General features: G+C 45.3%; 12 protein-coding genes and 1 tRNA gene. 6 read left to right on the top strand and 7 right to left on the bottom strand.

Annotation, left to right across the window (positions count from 1 at the left end):
- Positions 1–57: 57 nt before the first annotated feature.
- Positions 58–134 (bottom strand) — tRNA-Arg (locus KDM92_RS05550).
- A gap of 230 nt (positions 135–364) precedes the next feature.
- On the opposite strand from KDM92_RS05550, the gene KDM92_RS05545 reads away from it, so the two are divergent.
- Positions 365–904, top strand: a complete 540-nt coding sequence (locus KDM92_RS05545; protein WP_212683382.1) for a c-type cytochrome — start codon at positions 365–367, stop codon at positions 902–904.
- A gap of 77 nt (positions 905–981) precedes the next feature.
- Here the strand turns inward: KDM92_RS05545 and KDM92_RS05540 are convergent, their stop codons facing one another.
- Positions 982–3,015: an NADPH-dependent 2,4-dienoyl-CoA reductase gene (locus KDM92_RS05540; RefSeq protein WP_212683381.1), complete on the bottom strand. Its 2,034-nt coding sequence runs from the start codon at positions 3,013–3,015 to the stop codon at positions 982–984.
- A 242-nt stretch (positions 3,016–3,257) separates the two neighbouring features.
- Between KDM92_RS05540 and KDM92_RS05535 the strand changes: the two genes are divergently transcribed.
- On the top strand, positions 3,258–3,926 hold the full coding sequence (locus KDM92_RS05535; protein ID WP_212683380.1) for a hypothetical protein: 669 nt from the start codon (positions 3,258–3,260) through the stop codon (positions 3,924–3,926).
- 32 nt (positions 3,927–3,958) lie between these two features.
- On the opposite strand, the gene KDM92_RS05530 is transcribed toward KDM92_RS05535, so the two are convergent.
- Together KDM92_RS05530 and KDM92_RS05525 are read right to left on the bottom strand one after the other, a co-directional pair.
- The gene (locus KDM92_RS05530; protein ID WP_212683379.1) at positions 3,959–4,360 is read right to left on the bottom strand and encodes a BLUF domain-containing protein; all 402 of its coding nucleotides are present in this window, start codon (positions 4,358–4,360) and stop codon (positions 3,959–3,961) included.
- 89 nt (positions 4,361–4,449) lie between these two features.
- Positions 4,450–6,948 carry a zinc-dependent metalloprotease gene (locus KDM92_RS05525; RefSeq protein WP_230408180.1) on the bottom strand — a complete coding sequence of 833 codons (2,499 nt, stop codon included), beginning with the start codon at positions 6,946–6,948 and terminating at the stop codon, positions 4,450–4,452.
- A 333-nt stretch (positions 6,949–7,281) separates the two neighbouring features.
- On the opposite strand from KDM92_RS05525, the gene KDM92_RS05520 reads away from it, so the two are divergent.
- The 3 genes from KDM92_RS05520 to KDM92_RS05510 all read left to right on the top strand — a co-directional run bounded on the left by KDM92_RS05520 (position 7,282) and on the right by KDM92_RS05510 (position 11,371).
- On the top strand, positions 7,282–8,070 hold the full coding sequence (locus KDM92_RS05520; protein ID WP_212683378.1) for a substrate-binding periplasmic protein: 789 nt from the start codon (positions 7,282–7,284) through the stop codon (positions 8,068–8,070).
- A 43-nt stretch (positions 8,071–8,113) separates the two neighbouring features.
- Positions 8,114–9,466 carry an MATE family efflux transporter gene (locus KDM92_RS05515; RefSeq protein ID WP_212683377.1) on the top strand — a complete coding sequence of 451 codons (1,353 nt, stop codon included), beginning with the start codon at positions 8,114–8,116 and terminating at the stop codon, positions 9,464–9,466.
- 396 nt (positions 9,467–9,862) lie between these two features.
- Positions 9,863–11,371: a peptide MFS transporter gene (locus KDM92_RS05510; RefSeq protein ID WP_212683376.1), complete on the top strand. Its 1,509-nt coding sequence runs from the start codon at positions 9,863–9,865 to the stop codon at positions 11,369–11,371.
- Positions 11,372–11,586: 215 nt separating this feature from the next.
- On the opposite strand, the gene KDM92_RS05505 is transcribed toward KDM92_RS05510, so the two are convergent.
- From KDM92_RS05505 to KDM92_RS05495, 3 genes are all read right to left on the bottom strand, one after another.
- The gene (locus tag KDM92_RS05505; protein ID WP_212683375.1) at positions 11,587–13,101 is read right to left on the bottom strand and encodes a YdgA family protein; all 1,515 of its coding nucleotides are present in this window, start codon (positions 13,099–13,101) and stop codon (positions 11,587–11,589) included.
- A gap of 270 nt (positions 13,102–13,371) precedes the next feature.
- Complete coding sequence (locus KDM92_RS05500; protein WP_212683374.1) at positions 13,372–15,807, bottom strand: sensor domain-containing protein; 2,436 nt, start codon at positions 15,805–15,807, stop codon at positions 13,372–13,374.
- Positions 15,804–17,102 (bottom strand): HD-GYP domain-containing protein, encoded by a 1,299-nt coding sequence (locus tag KDM92_RS05495; RefSeq protein ID WP_212683427.1) that lies wholly within the window; start codon positions 17,100–17,102, stop codon positions 15,804–15,806. Before KDM92_RS05495 ends, KDM92_RS05500 begins: the two co-directional genes overlap by 4 nt.
- A gap of 259 nt (positions 17,103–17,361) precedes the next feature.
- Here KDM92_RS05495 and KDM92_RS05490 point away from each other — a divergent pair, with 259 nt between their 5' ends.
- A complete protein-coding gene (locus KDM92_RS05490) occupies positions 17,362–18,105 on the top strand; it encodes a metallophosphoesterase family protein (protein WP_212683373.1) in 744 nt (247 codons plus the stop codon).

Raw genomic sequence — 18,105 nt, 5'->3', positions numbered from 1 at the left:
TGACACTAAGAAAAACTTTGCAAGAAAAATGATGAGATGTCGTCGAGATGAGACTAGTGGCGCGCCAGACACGATTCGAACGTGCGACCCCAGCCTTCGGAGGGCTGTACTCTATCCATCTGAGCTACTGGCGCTATGAGAAATACAAAAATAGGCGCGTATTCTACCCCAATTTACCCCACAGCTCTTTAGCAATTCTTGGCTATTTTGTGGATATATTCTTTAAATGAACCGACTCCAATGCTGCAAAACCCTATTTTTCATTCCAAAACACTGGCTTTAGCTCTATAATCTGATGTTTTACGCTTGGTATGATTTGTCATGCTAAGAGCAAACTTCACATTATTTTTGTATCGAGGAAACCATGAGCGACGCCCACGACGAACACGAATCAGCGATTAAGACGCCTAAGCAACTGATCGTTGCCGTTCTTGCTGGATTTATAGTTCCTATTATGATTATTGTTTTGCTAGTAAAATTCGTTTCTAGCAACAACACTGTTGGTGCAGGCTCAAACGCACAAACGCCAGAAGCTATTGCTGCAAGAATTAGCCCAGTTGCCAACGAAGGTTTCACCTTGTTGGATGCAAATGCACCAAAAGTATTACAAACTGGTGAAGCTGTTTATAAAGCCGCATGTGCAGCTTGCCACGGTACTGGCGCTGCCGGTGCACCGAAGTTAGGTGATGCTGCTGGCTGGGGTCCACGTATTGCACAAGGTTACGATACTGTACTGAAACATGCGATTGATGGCATCCGTGGCATGCCAGCAAAAGGCGGCAATCCAGATTTGGACGAAGTTGAAGTTGCACGCGCAGTTGTACACATGGTCAATGCAAGTGGCGGTAAATTCAAAGAGCCTGAGGTCAAAACGGCAGCAGCTACTGAAGCATCTGCAAAATAATTCACCAAATTTTCTGCGATAAAAAAGCCAGTCCTTGACTGGCTTTTTTATTTTATCAACCTGAAATCACAATCAATTTACAAAGACGCAGCCAACTCAGCGCCTTCTTTAATCGCCCGCTTCGCATCTAATTCCGAAGCTAAAGCAGCACCACCAATCTTATGAAACCGCGGCCCTGCCTCACTGGCTTGCACTGGCATAAGTTCAGTCAAGGATTCTTGTCCTGCACACAGAATCACATGATCTACATCCAGCACTTGGTTTTTTCCGCCAACGCTAATATGCAAACCTTGGTCGTCGATTTTTTGATAATCAACACCCGCTAGCATTTGAACATGATTCCGCTGCAAAGTGGCGCGATGTACCCATCCTGAAGTCTTACCCAAACCTGCCCCTACCTTACTTGCTTTACGCTGCAACAAATAGATATCGCGAATTGGATGTGCTTCTTCTGGCTTGATCAAACCACCATTTTGTTTTGCTTGTAAATCAATGCCCCATTCACCTAGCCAGGTTGACAAAGGAATTGGCAAGGGCGTTGCTGGATCATGTAACAAATACTCTGCAACATCAAATCCAATACCACCAGCACCAATGATCGCTACTTTTTTGCCCACCACTTTTTTGTGCAACAACACATCTAAATAAGATAGCACTTTGGGGTGATTGATACCTTCGATACGCGGTGTCCGAGGCGTAATGCCAGTGGCAACGATAATGTGGTCGAAACCTTGTGCCAACAAATCTTCACGTGTTACACGCTTGCCCAGATGAAGCTTAACGCCGGTCACTTCTAAACGTTTGGTGAAGTAACGCAAGGTCTCTTTGAATTCTTCTTTGCCGGGAATTTGCATCGCGATCTTAAACTGACCACCAACGCTGTCAGAGCTATCAAACAAACTGACATCATGTCCACAAGATGCCGCCACTGTCGCAGCAGACAAACCGGCAGGTCCAGCACCAACCACGGCGACACGTTTTGATACCGATTTCTTTAAATACTGTAATTCAGTTTCATGCGCGGCACGTGGGTTGACCAAACAGCTCGCCCGTTGATTTGAAAAAGTATGATCCAGACAAGCTTGATTACAAGCGATACAAGTATTGATCTCATCAACCCGACCTGCTGCCGCCTTGTTGACGAATTCGGGATCTGCCAAAAATGGTCGCGCCATTGACACCATATCGGCTGTGCCACTAGCGATAATCTCCTCAGCCTGCGCCGGCATATTAATACGATTAGACGCAATGACAGGGATAGAAACTGCTTGCTTTAAACGACCAGACACAGCGGCAAAAGCAGCACGAGGAACCGATGTAACAATAGTTGGCACGCGGGCTTCATGCCAACCAATCCCTGTATTGAATAAAGTTACACCGACTTTTTCCAAAGCCTGCGCGACCGCAACCACCTCATCCCAACTATTGCCACCCTCAACCAAATCGAGAATCGAATGACGATACATAATAATAAAATTTGGACCTACCGCGGCTCGTACACGACGCACAATCTCTACTGGCAAGCGCATACGATTTTCAATTGAACCACCCCAACGGTCAGTGCGGTGATTAGTGCGTACGCACAAGAATTGATTCAGCAAATACCCTTCACTGCCCATGATTTCCACACCATCATAGCCAGACTTTTGCGCCAATTTAGCGCAACGTACATAGTCACGAATCGTACTTTCTATGCCCGCTTCGCTTAAAGTTTTCGGTTTGAATTTGGAAATGGGCGCTTTTTTATCGGAAGCAGAAACGATGAATGGTTGATAGCCATAACGACCAGAATGCAAAATCTGCATCACGATCTTGCCACCCTCTTCGTGGACTGCACGCGTCACTTTGCGGTGATTGAAAATGTCACCCAAGCTATTCATGGTGCCGCCAAATGGCAACAACCAACCACGTCGATTCGGCGAGATTCCACCGGTCACGATCAAGCCCACACCACCGCGCGCACGCTCTCTAAAATACGCGGCTAATTTTCCGTAGTGATAGAAACGATCTTCTAAACCGGTATGCATAGATCCCATCATCACGCGATTGCGCAATTGAGTAAAGCCTAAATCCAATGGTTCGAGCAAATGAGGAAAATGTGCGTTAGCCATACCTGAGCCTATGTAAAAAACAAGATCGAATAAGAATACACAAGCTCAGCCTAAATGGCGACGATTTAGCTAGGTGAGATTCTCTAAATTGCACAGCGCGATAGCGTCAAGACGAAATCAAACAGAATTGCCTTTTTCTTAAATGATGAGCACAGGAAGAAATTTATACTGGCAAGCACCACTTATCACTAAATTTTTGTATCAACTGTAAAGAGATGTAATAGTTTTTGAAATCATTCGATATGGCAACTAATCTGCGTAGTGAAGTTTCAATCTACGTCATCGCTATGCAGAATATTTTCATCAATCAGCTACCTCCGGGGAAATTATCCGACGATCTGACCCAGCTCGTCACCGATTTCGACTATCTTGGTCTATTCGACGAATACGGGTGCTGCTGCCTTTTTATTAATCAACTTCTGCAGCAAGTTTTACAGTCAATGAACTATGAAGTGCGGCTAGTCGAATGTTATGCAAAGATGGAGAGCGGGAACCAGCGTATATTTTTGGGGCATCGTGATTACATCCAAGCAGGCCAATTGGCTGGCCACCTAAGCTGCTTAGTAAATCAAACCTATATTGTCGATTTTGGATTAGGCAATTTACACAAGCTTTGCAATAGCGCTCCACAAGCAATTGCCAGCCAAGCGACACTAAGTCACGAGCCTTTCGGCGAACTCTATTTCGATAACGTGACCAAAATAACTTGGCACACACTCACGCATATTCCCAATTTAGAATATGAAATCTTGCGACAACAGATCAAGCTGTCTGAAGTATTCAAACGACTACAAGACTATCAACGGAATCGTCTCAAGTTCGCTATCCATCGAGCCTTATTTAAAAAGCGCAAAAAATCAAACGCAGCCAAAATACTTACGCGCACCAATTTTGATGAAACTTATTTTTAGGCTCCAGAATTAAGCTCGAAAATTAAGCCAAGTTAAACAAAGGTATTGATAATTTCCAAAGCGATCAAGGGTTGTATTTGTAACGCGGAAAAATCATCTTGAAGATAGGCTTTATACGCGGGATATTGCTCAAGCTCCTGCTCTAGCACATGCCGAAAGCCCATATTCCAATGCGCATAGGCGCGTTCACTAATGGCTTGCTCCATCAATAGCGTGACATCACTATGACGTGGGTCCGCTTTGATATGCTCAAACGTGCGATGAACTTGCGCAGGCTCTCCTTCTAGCACTTGCAAAAATCGACCACTGCAGTACAAAAGTTTGCCTGTGATTACATGCGCCGTATTGTTTCTAACCGCATGACTATGAATAGAATGCAGTACAGATTCATCTCCCACTAAACGGCTTGCGTAGACCAATTGTATTAAGTGCATATTGCTACTCCAGCGTAGATTGATGAACATCATTCTACGCTCGAAGTTAACGAATCACTAGTCGGTAATTGGTCCCTCGCACGAGCTAATTAAATGGGTGCGCCAGGTGGAATTGGTGGCAATGAGCGCAATTTGACACTTGCGGGATCGCGTAAATAATTCAACACCATGTCAGCTGCTAGTTGACGACTACTTGCGGTACTGCCCTTGCCAGGATTCTTTTGCATCCATTGTGCCAATTCACTAAGACTTTGACGCACCTCTGCCTGCACTTGCGGATGCAGTCGACCGCTATCAATTAAATTTAATATGGCATCGAGAATCACCCAATTCGAAGCGAGCTGTACCGTATCCGCAGCCACTGCCTTTGTACCGACTTCGTTACGCTGCCAAGTTTGTTTAAATACTTGTTGAAACAACTCACGCACACCCAACTGTTGCGAATCAACTGCATGTTGCCAGGCTAAACGATTGATGCGCGCAGCGTCGAATAAAAACAAACTACTCTGCGCAGCACCGGCTTCGACTGCCGACAGTGCATCGAACACGACATTCATACGCCCCGAAAAATACTCCGGTGTACGGCTATAGCCTTCTGAAGGCGGCGTCAAAATATTGAGCACATTTGCTGGCAGCGCCAAATTCTCTGCGCGCAAGCTATCAATCAGTTTTTGTAAAGCTTGTCGTTGGATGCTAGCCGCAACAGGTTTGGTGCCTGCTGTAATTCTTCCTGCATTCGCATCGCTTGCTAGGCCATATTCATATTCCGCGCCACCGATTAATCGCGCTACCGCTTCGGTTTGATAACGATGCAGTAAATACACAGGAACTAGGCGAGCTTCGAGTTCACCCACTTGTCGTTGCGGCGGCAATACCGCCAAAGAAAAATTATCTAAGGCACGTTGTCGCACCTGCATTAATTGCTCGTAGGTTTTTAAGGAATCAGCGCCGAAATCCCACAGCAATCCATTTGGATGTGCTGCGCCAGCCGCGCGCGAATCTGTATCCGAAACATATTGCAAGCCTTGCGCCTTCGCTTTCTCGCGTAAGCTTGCCAATGCAGCATCTTCATCTTGTCCTGGGAAAGTTGCGTACAAATGCTTAACGACAAAATCATCCCAAGGTCCGACACCAACACCATAAGCGTTTTTCAGTTCTACTTCGCCTTTGCTGTTTAAGCCCAGCATAGGATGCGGGTAATCCATCACTGAGCCATTGCCATGACGACTAGGCGCAAAGTTGTGTGCGATACCCAAGGTGTGTCCAACTTCGTGCGCAGACAACTGGCGCAAGCGCGCCAACGCCATCTGTTCAGCTGCTTGTTTTTTCTCGGCGCTAGTGGATTTGCCATAAGGCGCAAGCAAACTCTCAGCGATCAAAATGTCTTGTCGCACGCGTTGCGATCCGAGTGTTACCGCTCCCTTAATAATTTCACCGGTACGCGGATCAGTTACCGCATTCCCATAAGACCAACCACGTGTCGCGCGATGTACCCACATAATGGTGTTGTAGCGAACGTCCATGGGATCCACACCTTCGGGTAATAACTCGACTCGATATGCATCTTTAAAGCCCGCTTTTTCAAACGCACTAGTCCACCAACGCGCCCCTTCCAACAATGCGGTACGCACTGGCTCTGGTGCACCGCGATCTAGATAATAAACAATTGGTTTTTTCACCGTGCTAATTGCCGCGTTTGGATCGTTTTTTTCTAAACGATATCTGACCTGCCACTGCACATTAATACTATCTGCTAACGGCGTTGCAAAATCCATTTGTTCGCTATCTAAACCACCTGAACCGGGGTGATAGACGCGCGGTTTGTATCCTTCCGGCAGACGAATCAAGCTAACATGTTGGTGCACACGCAGACTTTTTGGATCGGCGGCGACTTGACGTACGAACTGCCCCTCACCCTGCCCAGCAAAAGTGAGTAAAGCTTCCAGTTCAGTATTATCAGGAAAACTCTTCGCTTGTTGACTTAGTACCGCACTGCGCTTGTCGTCAACCATGTAATTTCCTTGACGCGTGCGGCTAAGTGCATCGGCGACGCCGTGTCGGTCCGCGATCAGGAACGAAGAGAAGTCGATTAGGTTGGTGTTATTTTCAGTTGCGATGATATCGCCAGCCCACAGCACTGCTCCCGCAAAGGCTTCGCGTACCGAGGCACGCTCATCAGGATTAGTTGACTCTGCGACGAAACGCGTATTTTCTTGTACCAAAAACAAACGTTTGCCGTGGCGTTCGAATTTAACTAATTTACTTCTCCCTGCTTGTCCTCGGTCTAAGCCAACATCATTCGATCCCAAACCAAAAGGAAGTGAAGTCACCAACAAGAACGGCTTATCTGATTGTGGTACTGCCATCAGTACTTTCGCTTGCTCTTGGCTAGTCCAAATATCAAACAAACCGCTGTGTTTCTTCATCCCCACAGTTTGCGCAGAAAAACTGATAGCGCTAGCTGAATTCGCTACTGGCGCAGAAGCAACTTGTGCCTGCAAGGAGGAAGACGCAAACATTCCGCCACACAAGACGATGCTAGCAGAGATCACGTTCAACACAAATTTGGATGGTAACGACGATGGCATAAGAAGTCCTTTAAGCAAAATAAAGAGCGTTGGTCGGAACTTAAGTTAGCTTGATTAGACACCCAAGTACTGCAATTAGTTGCGTCGATTTACATTCGTTTTGCTGCAATTTGATTACTTCTATTTTGATCAAATAGATCAATTCGATCGAAAGCACACATTCTCAATACTCGGATTCAACATCATTAAACAGCATAACAAAAAATCTAACCAATCTAAAAAACCGACGGATAAGCAACATCAAAATGATTTATACAATATTTATGCAGACAAATAGTTGGCATTACTAGAGGCTTTGCTACAATCAATTATCAAATCCGAGACTTAAGTGCTATGAGTTTCCAGACCGCTCTTCGCTGCTGCATCGTCGTACTAAGTTTGCATCTTAGCGGTCTCTCACATGCCCAAGAAATTGTGCAGCTACAAACCATCGAAGAATTTGATAAAGATGGCAGACCTCTCGCGCTCAACAAAACCAGTCGTGATTTACTCAATTACATAGAGAAAACGCTCCAAATACGTTTTGAAGTCAAACGAGTTCCATGGAAACGTGCGCTGGATAACGCCCTACACCAAGATATCTTGTTAATGGGAATGTCCTACACCAAGGATCGCGCGCAACGCTATGCGTTTTCAGAACCAATCAATGCCAACGGCAACTGGTTAATTACACGATGCGATGCCACCTTCAAATTTGACAGCATTCAAGACCTCAAGGGAAAACTCATCGGTATCGTGCGCGGCACCAGCGCTGGTGAAGATTTTGATCGGCAAATGGGTGTTCTATTTAAAGTTGAAGACGACGTTGGCGCCGGTATCTCTCGCTTAAAAAAGCTAATGGCAAAACGCATGGATGCGATCGTTTGGTATGGCGTCACCGGAAATCAACGCGATATGCAAGCATCTCTCAATCAAAAATATGCGGCACTCAACCAAGCAACTCACGCAGCCAATCAAACCAACTTTTGTGTCTTACCTAAACCAATTGCGATTGTAAATAACCATTTTGCCATGCGCATCAATCCCCACAATCAAGCTTTACTTAATCGTATCAGTCAAGCCGTTTCAAAAGGACGCAAAGAAGGCGTGATTCCGCCCGTCCAAACAACAATATTGGATTAATCCGTTACACTGGCGACTTCATGTTGTGTAGGCAGATGATGTCATGACCAGTACCCCAACGATACACGGAAAATTTGTACAAGGCTCAACCATGCGCCACGTCATTAATATGACTGCGACTGGTTCGATAGGATTAATTGCTGTGTTTTTAGTCGATGTGTTAAACCTGCTCTACATCTCCCAGTTGGGCAAACCTGAACTCGCCGCAGCGATAGGGTATGCAAGTACTCTACTATTCTTTCATACCTCGATTGCAATTGGCTTATCGATTGCGACTACCGCAACCGTATCGCGCGCCATCGGCAGCGGTGACAATGAATTAGCGCGCCAGTTTGCTGGCACATCCTTGATTTTAATTGCTGTCATTTCAGTATTCCTTACCATCATTACCTACCCCTTGCTCGATAGCTTACTCACGCTACTTGGTGCGCAATCAGAAACTGCATCGCTTGCCAAGCGCTTTTGCCAATTCGTACTGCCATCAATTCCGTTAATTAGTGTAGGCATGGGGTTAAGCGCCTTATTGCGTGCGCTGGGTGATGGTAAAGGTGCGATGTACGTGACTTTGGGGGCCGCTTTCGCAACCGCAATCCTCGATCCTTTGTTTATCTTTAGCTTGAATCTTGGCTTAGATGGTGCTGCTTTTGCGAATGTATTGGCGCGCCTTGTTTTAGTCAGTATTGGTGCATACAGCATCTTTTTAAGCCATCGCTTTTATAGCAAACCAGAGCCAGCGGTTTTTCGTCGCGGGGCAAAAGCCTTCGCCACGATCGGCATTCCTGCCATCTTAACTAACGTTGCCACGCCTGTTGGAAATGCGGCAGTCACCTCCGTAATTGCGAAGTATGGCGATCAAGCGGTAGCTGGTTGGGCGGTTGTTTCGCGTTTAATTCCAATGGCGTTTGCTGGGCTATTTGCGTTATCTGGTGCGGTCGGCCCAATCTTGGGACAAAATCTTGGTGCCAAACGCTTCGACCGCTTACGCTCAACCATGCGCGATAGTTTGAAATTAACGCTGATCTACGTCCTGATTGTCTGGTTTTTGTTAGCAATCTTTAGTCACCTGATTGCCCGTGCCTTCGATGCGCAGGGCGTTGCCGCTGATGTGATTGTGTTCTTTTGTGTTTTTGTTGCTGGCAGTTTTCTATTTAACGGTAGCTTATTCGTCGCCAATGCAGCATTTAATAATCTAGGTTATCCCTTGTACTCGACCATGCTAAATTGGGGTCGATCCACACTAGGCGTCATTCCATTCGTTTGGTTTGGTGGTCTATGGTTTGGTGCGCGTGGTGTGATTGCTGGTTACGGACTTGGCGTAGTGTTGTTCGGAATTGCTGGCGTCTATTTGTGTTTTCGGGTTTTAGGTAAGTTAGAGCAGCAAGCACTTAACCATTAACTTGGTGTTTTCCGCATCTTTTCAATGGCGCTAAATCAGACAGAGAAGTAGTTGGCTTTCTAATATGATGCTCGCCACGTTTTCATAAAGACATTTCTTTTAATACATTTCCATCCTATCCAAGCGATTAGCAAAATATACAAATCGATTGAATAGAAGCGCAGAAAATTGCGGCAATGCGCAACAAATCTTCCTTTCCTACATACGACAAATTGGTCTCACTGCGCCCATTTCTAGTTTAGAATGCACCGTCGTTGAAAATCCCTGTATTTTTTACAAGCTAAGAATACAGTCGATCTTGTCTGGCGAATGGGAAAGCCTAGCCATTTCAACGGAAATCTAAGCTTTTAATAAATTCAACAAATGTTTTGCAAAATATAAACAGGAGAAAATTGCATGAGCGGTGCTGCAATCACACCGGGTCAAGAGACCCCAATTCCAGAGTTTAAACAAATCATGGGGCATCCTGCTCCACTCTGGATGTTATTCATGTCCGAATTCTGGGAGCGTTTCGCGTTCTATGGTATTCGTTGGGCCTTGGTACTCTACATCGTCGAGCAGTTTTATAAAGGTGACGGTTCCGGCCAAGCGGCAGCGAATTTGACCTATGGTTCCTATCTCGCCTTGGTGTACGCAGCAGCTTTGTTCGGTGGTTATGTGGCAGATCGCGTAATTGGTTATCAGCGTTCTATCTTAATCGGTGCGGTCTTTATGGCATCCGGTTTGTTCATGATTTCTATCCCGAATGAAGAGATTTTTAAACTTGGCTTGGCAACGATTATTATTGGTAACGGCTTATTCAAACCAAATATTTCAACCATGGTCGGCAAGTTGTACAGCATCGGTGATACACGTCGTGATTCTGGTTTTACTATTTTCTACATGGGTATCAATGTTGGTGGTTTCTTGGCACCAATTTTCACACAATTCTTAGCGCAAAAAGTATTCAGCACTGGCGATACACCTGCGTACAAGATCGTGTTCATCGCTGCTGGTATCGGGATGTTATTGAGTTTGATCTGGTTTGCGATTGGTCGTCGTACATTAAAAGGTATTGGTGCACCAACAGAAGGTACGGAAGGCATGTCTCGCGTCATCTACGTTGCGCTTGGTGGCTTGTGCGTAATTCCTGTTGCGTACTTCTTGCTGTCTATGGGCGCTGCAAAATTGCAAGGTATTTTGACGTTATTGTTCATCGGCTTGGCGGTAATGTTAATGATTGAAGGTATTCGTAACGGTAAAGTAGCGCGCGACAAAGTCATCGCGATGTTATTGATCTTTACATTCAATATTTTGTTCTGGATGTTCTTTGAACAAGCAGGCAGTTCTTTCACGTTCTTGGCTGAGAACATTGTGGATCGTAACTTGGGCGGTTTCGTATTCCCAACTGCATGGTTCCAAAGCGTGAACTCCTTAGCGATTATTGGTTTCGCACCAATCGTTGCAGCTATCTGGGTGATGTTGGGTCGTCGTAATTTGAATCCATCGATTCCACGTAAGTTTGGCCTCGGTTTGATCGGTAATGCTCTAGCGTTTGGTTTGTTAATGTACGCGCTAACATTCTTGGTCGATGACAATAGCAAAATTCCATTCTGGACTTTGTTCATGGTCTACGTCATTCAATCCATCGGTGAATTGTGCTTGTCTCCAATCGGCTTGTCGATGGTGACAAAATTAGCACCAGTACGCTTGGTTGGCTTGGGCATGGGTGGTTGGTTCTTATCAACAGGTATCGGTAACAACTTGTCTGGTATTTTTGCCAGCCACGTGAGTGGTGATAGCGGTATGTCAGTCGCTTCTGCATTGAGCGGTTACACCTTCGGTTTCTATTCATTGTTAGGCGCTGGTATTGTCTTGTTCTTAATTGCACCTTTGATGCAGAAGTTGATGCATGGTGTGAAGTAAGCTGAAACGCTAATCGTCTCAAGTAATAAAGTAAGAAAATATCCACCGAACACAGAAGGACTTCCGTTTTTCTGTTAAGGTGGAACAAAGAAAAAGAGCTGGAGTCCTAGGACTCTAGCTCTTTTTTTATGCTTCATCGAACAACTTATTCATTGAGAGATAACTTCAAGCGCTCTCAATGGCGATCAACTAGCCAGCAAATTTCAAACACACTGTTATCGCATTTCCATCGGTGCAGCTTCTGCGCCAAGTGCGGCTGGATCAACAGCTGGTTTTGGTGGGAATGCCTTGCCATTCACCATTAGCTGCCCATTCTTCCAACTGATTTTAGAATTCAAAACTTTACCTTCACGTTTCAAGAAACCTTCTTTTTCCCATGCATCAATCTGCGCATAGTATTGGCTGCGCATCATTGCGCGTGCATCAGGATCAGTCTGGCTACCATCAATCAAATCATCGATCATCGCATCGGCCAAGCTGACTTCACCTGCGCTTTCGATTTTTGATAAAAGCAGCATAGGATTATCAAAGTCTTGCGCTTGCACACCGTTAAACTGGAATTTTGCAGAGGCCTTAAACTCACCATTCTTACCAGTTAGACTGAGTCGATCAAGTGAGATCACTGGATTATGTTTCAAAATTTCTATGCCATATTCTTTCCACTGCTTCTGCATTTCTAGCATTTTTTGTGGATCATTTTTATATTGATCGATAGTCGACAATTCAATAAATAATTTATTCACGCTCGGACCATGCAAGCGTTGCAATGAATAATCGTAGTGAAAATTACCGATTTGCGTATCGTTCATCGTGATGTTGGCGATGCCAAACTTTAAGCCAGAATCCAATAAATCATTCTTCGCGCTTGTCGTACTTTCCAAACTAATGTCTTTAATGCTGAAGCCTTTGTTTGCGGCTTGTGCGTTTGAGAAACTCATAGACGCGATGCTCGCTTTTGAGGTGCCGAGATAGATAAAGCCGTCTGGATAGATGCGCTCTGCATCACCTTGCATTTTGATCTCGCCGACTTTTACTGAGGTTGCGCCTTTAGCGGCCAACACATCCAATCCTGCAGAATACAAATCGAACTTCAATTTTTTGTAAGCAGCATCAAAAGCGACTTCCAAATTGACGCCTTTCCAATCCAATTTGTCTTGATTCATTCCAACTGTGGTATTCACAGCAGGGCTACTAATCTGCAATTTACCACCACCACCGTAATTCAAAATGGTGCGAATTTCCAAGAATTTTTTGTCGCCAAAAATACGTTTGATCTCTTCCTTAGTCGTCGCATCGAGCACAAATTCGGTTTCTATCTTGCCAGCCGCCACGCCAAAGATCGCTGGAACTGGTCCATGCTGAATGTAGTTCACGACTTGAAACTGCAAAGGCTTGATTAATTTGGGGGCTGGCATTGCCTGTTGTTCGTCGAGCGCCACTTGCGGATCAGCAGCATCTTGTTCACCCTGTGCACCTTGATCTTGCAAACTCATAGGCGCTGCTACTGGTGACATGCTCGCTACATCAAATTCAATCGTACTCTCTTGCTTTGATGAGAAAATTCCGCGTGTATAGGTTTGCTTCACAATTTTAAAATTGCTAAACAAAACATCCTTTTTATCGGCTTGTGTCAGCTTGGTTTCCAGACGTTTTCCGGTCACCCATGAAGCGGCCGGATAAGCAATCGCTAGGGCGGCGACAACGGCGAGCGCAACTGAACTTTTTTTCATGCGAAGAAATCCTTCATTTAAGTAAGTGAATAATCGATCAATGCTTTTAAAACAAAAAAGCAAAATACATATTGAAATAACAAAGCAATAGTGTAACGACAAATCCACGCAGGATGACGTGAATGTCCATAATATTTACGGTATGCAGACGCTGATGACGAAATTTGTGGCGAAGTTGGCGACGACTAGGGCGAGCAAAATGGCAAAAGAACCGAAGTGGCAAACCACAAAAAGCGATCAAAAGCAGCGATCACAAGCAAAGAAACTCGTTCACGGCTTCACAATACTCGCTTGTTCTAACGCCGTTTCGCTCTGCAAAAATCTCGCTTCAAACTCATGCGGATTGAGTGCTTTAGCAATCAAAAATCCTTGAATCTCATTACAACTTAACTGACATAGCAGGTCTTTTTGCTCTTGTGTTTCGACGCCTTCCGCGATCACCGCGAGCTTTAAAGCATGTGCCAAGCTAATAATCGCGGTCACGATGGCAACATCACTTTCATCTTTCGTCAAATTCATGATGAAAGAACGATCAATCTTTAGTTTGTGTATCGGGAAGCGCTTTAAATAGCTGAGACTCGAATAGCCGGTGCCGAAATCATCAATCGACATTCTGACACCGAGCTTTGCAATCGCATTGAGTTTCTTCAGCGTTTCTTCGACATCGCGAATCAAGATCGACTCGGTTAGCTCCAAAGCGATACAACTAGGATCGAGATGTGCATCATCTAAGGCGTTAGCCAGATTATCTACAAAATTTGCTTGTTGAAACTGTAAAGCAGACACGTTGACTGATATACTCAGTCGTCGTCCATCCTTGTTCCACGCCGCTGCTTGTGCGATCGCGGTGTGGATCACCCAATTTCCGATTGCGACGATCAAACCGCTTTCTTCCGCAATGGGAATAAACTTAGCTGGGCTCACTTCCCCCATATCTTTGTCATACCAGCGAATTAAAGCTTCAGCACCAAAGACTTGATTGGTCTCTAAGCAAAACAAAGGTTGGTAGTACAGGCGGAACTCTTGATGTTCTAAGGCCTGTCGCATTGCATGATCAATCTTCATACGCGACAGCAAACCGATATTCATTTGACGCTGATAGAAACGGAAATCCGACCGACCGCGCTCCTTCACGTAATACATCGCGCTATCAGCGTTCTTAATCAAATCTTCGATTTTGCTACCATCGGCAGGGTACAGCGCAATTCCAATACTACAGGTCACACTAAATTGAATGCCATCCAAACTAAATGGCGCAGCTAAATCCGCTAACACTCTACGAGCACAAATCTCCGCGCCACTTGCATTTGCTTGATGTAGTAGCAGGACAAATTCGTCACCACCCAAACGTGCTGCGGTATCAACTTGACGCAGACAATTTTTTAAACGCTCGGTCACTTCAATCAAGACGCGATCACCAAACGGATGACCTAAAGAATCATTGATCTGCTTGAAATTATCGAGGTCAAGAAACAGCAGCGCAAACTCACCATTGGATCGACTGGCATGCGTAATCGATTGATTGATGCGTTCTTCCAGCAAAAGTCGATTTGGCAAACCCGTTAAGGCATCTGAAAACGCTAGCTCTTCTATCTTTTGTTTGGCGTTATAGCTTTCTGTACGATCTTTAAAAAAGCCTATCGTGTGCAACACTCTGCCGTGCTCATCGTGTACACGCACCAAAGAAATCATGCATAAATAAGCATGTCCGTCTTTACGTCGATTCCAAATTTCACCTTCCCAAAATCCATGCAGATCTAATTCGCGTTGTAAAGTTCTGATTAACTCTGCGTTGCTTTGGTTCTGTAAAAACTGTTCAATACGCAAACCCATCATATCGCTCTCAGCAAATTGCGTGAGCCGTTCGAAACTTGGATTGATGGTGATAATTTTTTGATCTTGATCGGTAATAAAAATCGCGTCGGTGCTGGCTTCAAACACCTTAGAAGCAAGTTGAATCCGTGCTTGATCTGCCAACCGTTGCGAAATATCTCGGAAAGAATAAACGCGCCCAATCGGTCTGCCACGTGCGTACTGCGGCAGCGTCACGCGCTCCAATACTTTGCCGGAATGCAGCACCAACACATCACTTGACTCCAACAAAGGCGAACGGCGAATGATCGCTAGGCGTTCATTGTAATGGCTCGCATCAACGATGCATTGATCCATCCACGCATAGACCGCGGCGTCTGCTCTTTGCGTCAATAACTCCTCGGGAAGGTTCCATAACTTGGCAAATAAGTGGTTGTAACTGCGTATGCCGCCATCGAGGTCAGTCACTAAGATCCCGTCGGCGGTCGATTCTAAGGTCGCACGCAATTCCGCAATCAATTTTTCAAGTTCAGTTTCGACATGACGCTGATCGGTATGATCACGAATTGCTACCACATACAGTGTCGTTTCAATATCTAAATGCACCAAACTCACGCGGCGCACTACGTGCACGATGCTGTCATCCGAACGTTTTAATAAGGTTTCAGAATAAATATTGTTTGATAAACCAGCTGCCACGTCTTCCCAAAAAAACACATCTTCTGGCGATGAGGCTAACTCAACAACAGGCGCACCAATTAGGCTATTCGCTGGCGCGCCCAGCAATTTATGCGCCGACCGATTTGCCGCAATAATATGTAGCTGCAAGGGATCAACCAGCAATACACCTTCGATCATGCCTTCGATCAAGGCTTCCCATTGACGTTGCATCATGACAATGGTCCCTTCATATGATTCGCAAGCGAGAGCGGATCAGTTGCACGTTCAAAGAAATAGCACAAGCGTTTACGTGGCGATAAGTAATCGTAGGCGGCTTTCGGCAGTTGTATCGGCTTTAAACTACGACGAATGCCGATGCTGGTTTCATGTTCCAAATTAATCACCAAGGCTTCTTCGGGTGGGATAGATGGATCATGAATAATCACCTTAGGCTTAATTGGTCGTTCAGAATTGACCGAGACCACCAAGGCATAGCGTTCATCACTTAGCTGGACAACCGAACCAGGCGGATAAATGCCCATCATTTTGATAAACGCCGTCAAGGTTTGCGTATCTGACTGGGTTTTACTCTTGGTAAATAATTGGGACAAGGCTTCATGTGGCGTAATCGCATGTGCAACGTTGATTGGATTACATAAATTATCAAAGCGGTTTACCAAGGAAATGATGCGGCTTAAGACCGTCATCTTTTCTCCTGAAATATGTCCTGGGTAGCCGCTGCCATCCGCATATTCGTGATGTTGTGCAATCAATAGCATTGCATGTGAGGACAGCTGTAATTTGCGCGCGATATTCACCCCATGCGCTACATGGCTTTGATAAAGCTGACGTTCAGCCGCGCTACTATGTTCATCTAACCAACGCAAACGATCTGGCAATTCCATCTTGCCGACATCGTGCAATAAAGCACCGATGCCTAGCTCTAACATATCCTCTTTCGACAACTCCAAAACTTTGCCCAAGAGTAGCGAGATCAATGTCACATTCACGCTATGCAAGGCAGTTTTTTCTCCGGCTTTTTCCGATAACAAACGAATTGCCGATTCTTCCTCGTTGAGAATGCCTTCCAGCATACCTTGCACTAACTTGGTTGCCGATTCGCGCGCTAGTTGTGGTTGTGCGTGCACAATTTCGGTTAGGTGTTTGAATTCTTGCGTGGCATGTCCGAATTGTTTTTCGGCTTGCAGCAAACTTGCTTGTTGCTGATGCAATAATGCACGGCGCTGTTTAAGCGCTAACTCTTCTGCTGATTCCTGCGGCTGACTTGCTTCTTGCGAACTCGGTTTGACTGAAGACGCTTCTGCATTTGCTTTGTTTAGATGGCTCTTCTCCGGCGCGTAGCGAATTTTTTGCAATCCCAACTCGCGCAGTTTTTGTATTTGCTCTTGCGTGCGCACTTCAAAACTATTCACTGGAAACGGATGTTCCATCCATCCCATATCAAGATAGATGTACATGCCAATCTGCAAATCAGCTGGGCTAACAAATTGAGGATGAGCTTCGGTCATTGCGCGCACACTGGGAGAGTGAGTTGTGAAATAAGAAAAGTTTCCTTAAATCAATTTTTTAAGTATAACTTAAAATAGTAAAAATACTCCATTGCACCAAATTAAGCTGTGAAATTTATGCAATTTCATAAATTAGCGTTGTATTCATATCGGTGAATTCCGTCTTTTTTTATCTCATTTGGCAGTTGTCTGATTTCCACTCGCAACTCGCCCTAAAATGCAGTCTGTTCACTATTTTCAAGAATGAAGGTTATTCCCCATGTTACTTGCTGTACTCACCGACTTACATGCGAACCGCGAGGCTGTCGAAGCCTGTCTTGCCCACGCCAAAGAACGCGCTGCAGATCAATATGCTTTTCTCGGTGATTTGGTTGGATATGGCGCTGATCCGGGCTGGGTCATTGATACCGTCATGGCATATGTGAATCGCGGTGCTTATGTCTTAATGGGCAATCATGATCTTGGCGTATTACAAGACGACCGCAAGGATATGAATCCAACTGCTCGCTTTGTGGTCGAATGGACGCGCCAAAACCTCAATGAAGTACAAACCAATTTTATTCGTGAATTGCCGATGCAATTCGAGCTTGATCAATGTTTGTTTGTACATGCCAATGCGTGGGCGCCGGAGCGCTGGGAATACGTCGATGGCGCGATGGAGGCCGCAAGAAGTATGCGCGCTACCAATGCACAAATTACTTTTTGCGGCCACGTTCATACTCCTAGCTTGTATCACATGAACCATGCAGGAAAAGTCGCTACATTTACACCGAGTCCTGATGTCAGTGTGCCTTTAAGCAAATTACGTCGATGGCTTGCGCAACCAGGTTCAGTCGGGCAACCGCGCGATGGCAATCCTGCTGCATGTTACGCACTATTTGATACACAACAATTAGAGCTAACTTTTTTTCGCGTACCTTACGATACAGAGACCGCATCGCAAAAAGTATTGGCAGCAGGCTTGCCTGCCAGTTTAGCCCATCGTTTAATACACGGAGCTTAG

The sequence above is a fragment of the Affinundibacterium baiyunense genome, from assembly GCF_018139645.1.
GTDB classification, from domain to species: domain Bacteria; phylum Pseudomonadota; class Gammaproteobacteria; order Burkholderiales; family Burkholderiaceae_D; genus Undibacterium; species Undibacterium baiyunense.
Note: the sequence above shows the minus strand (reverse complement) of the source record. Positions and strands in the feature narration are given on the sequence as shown.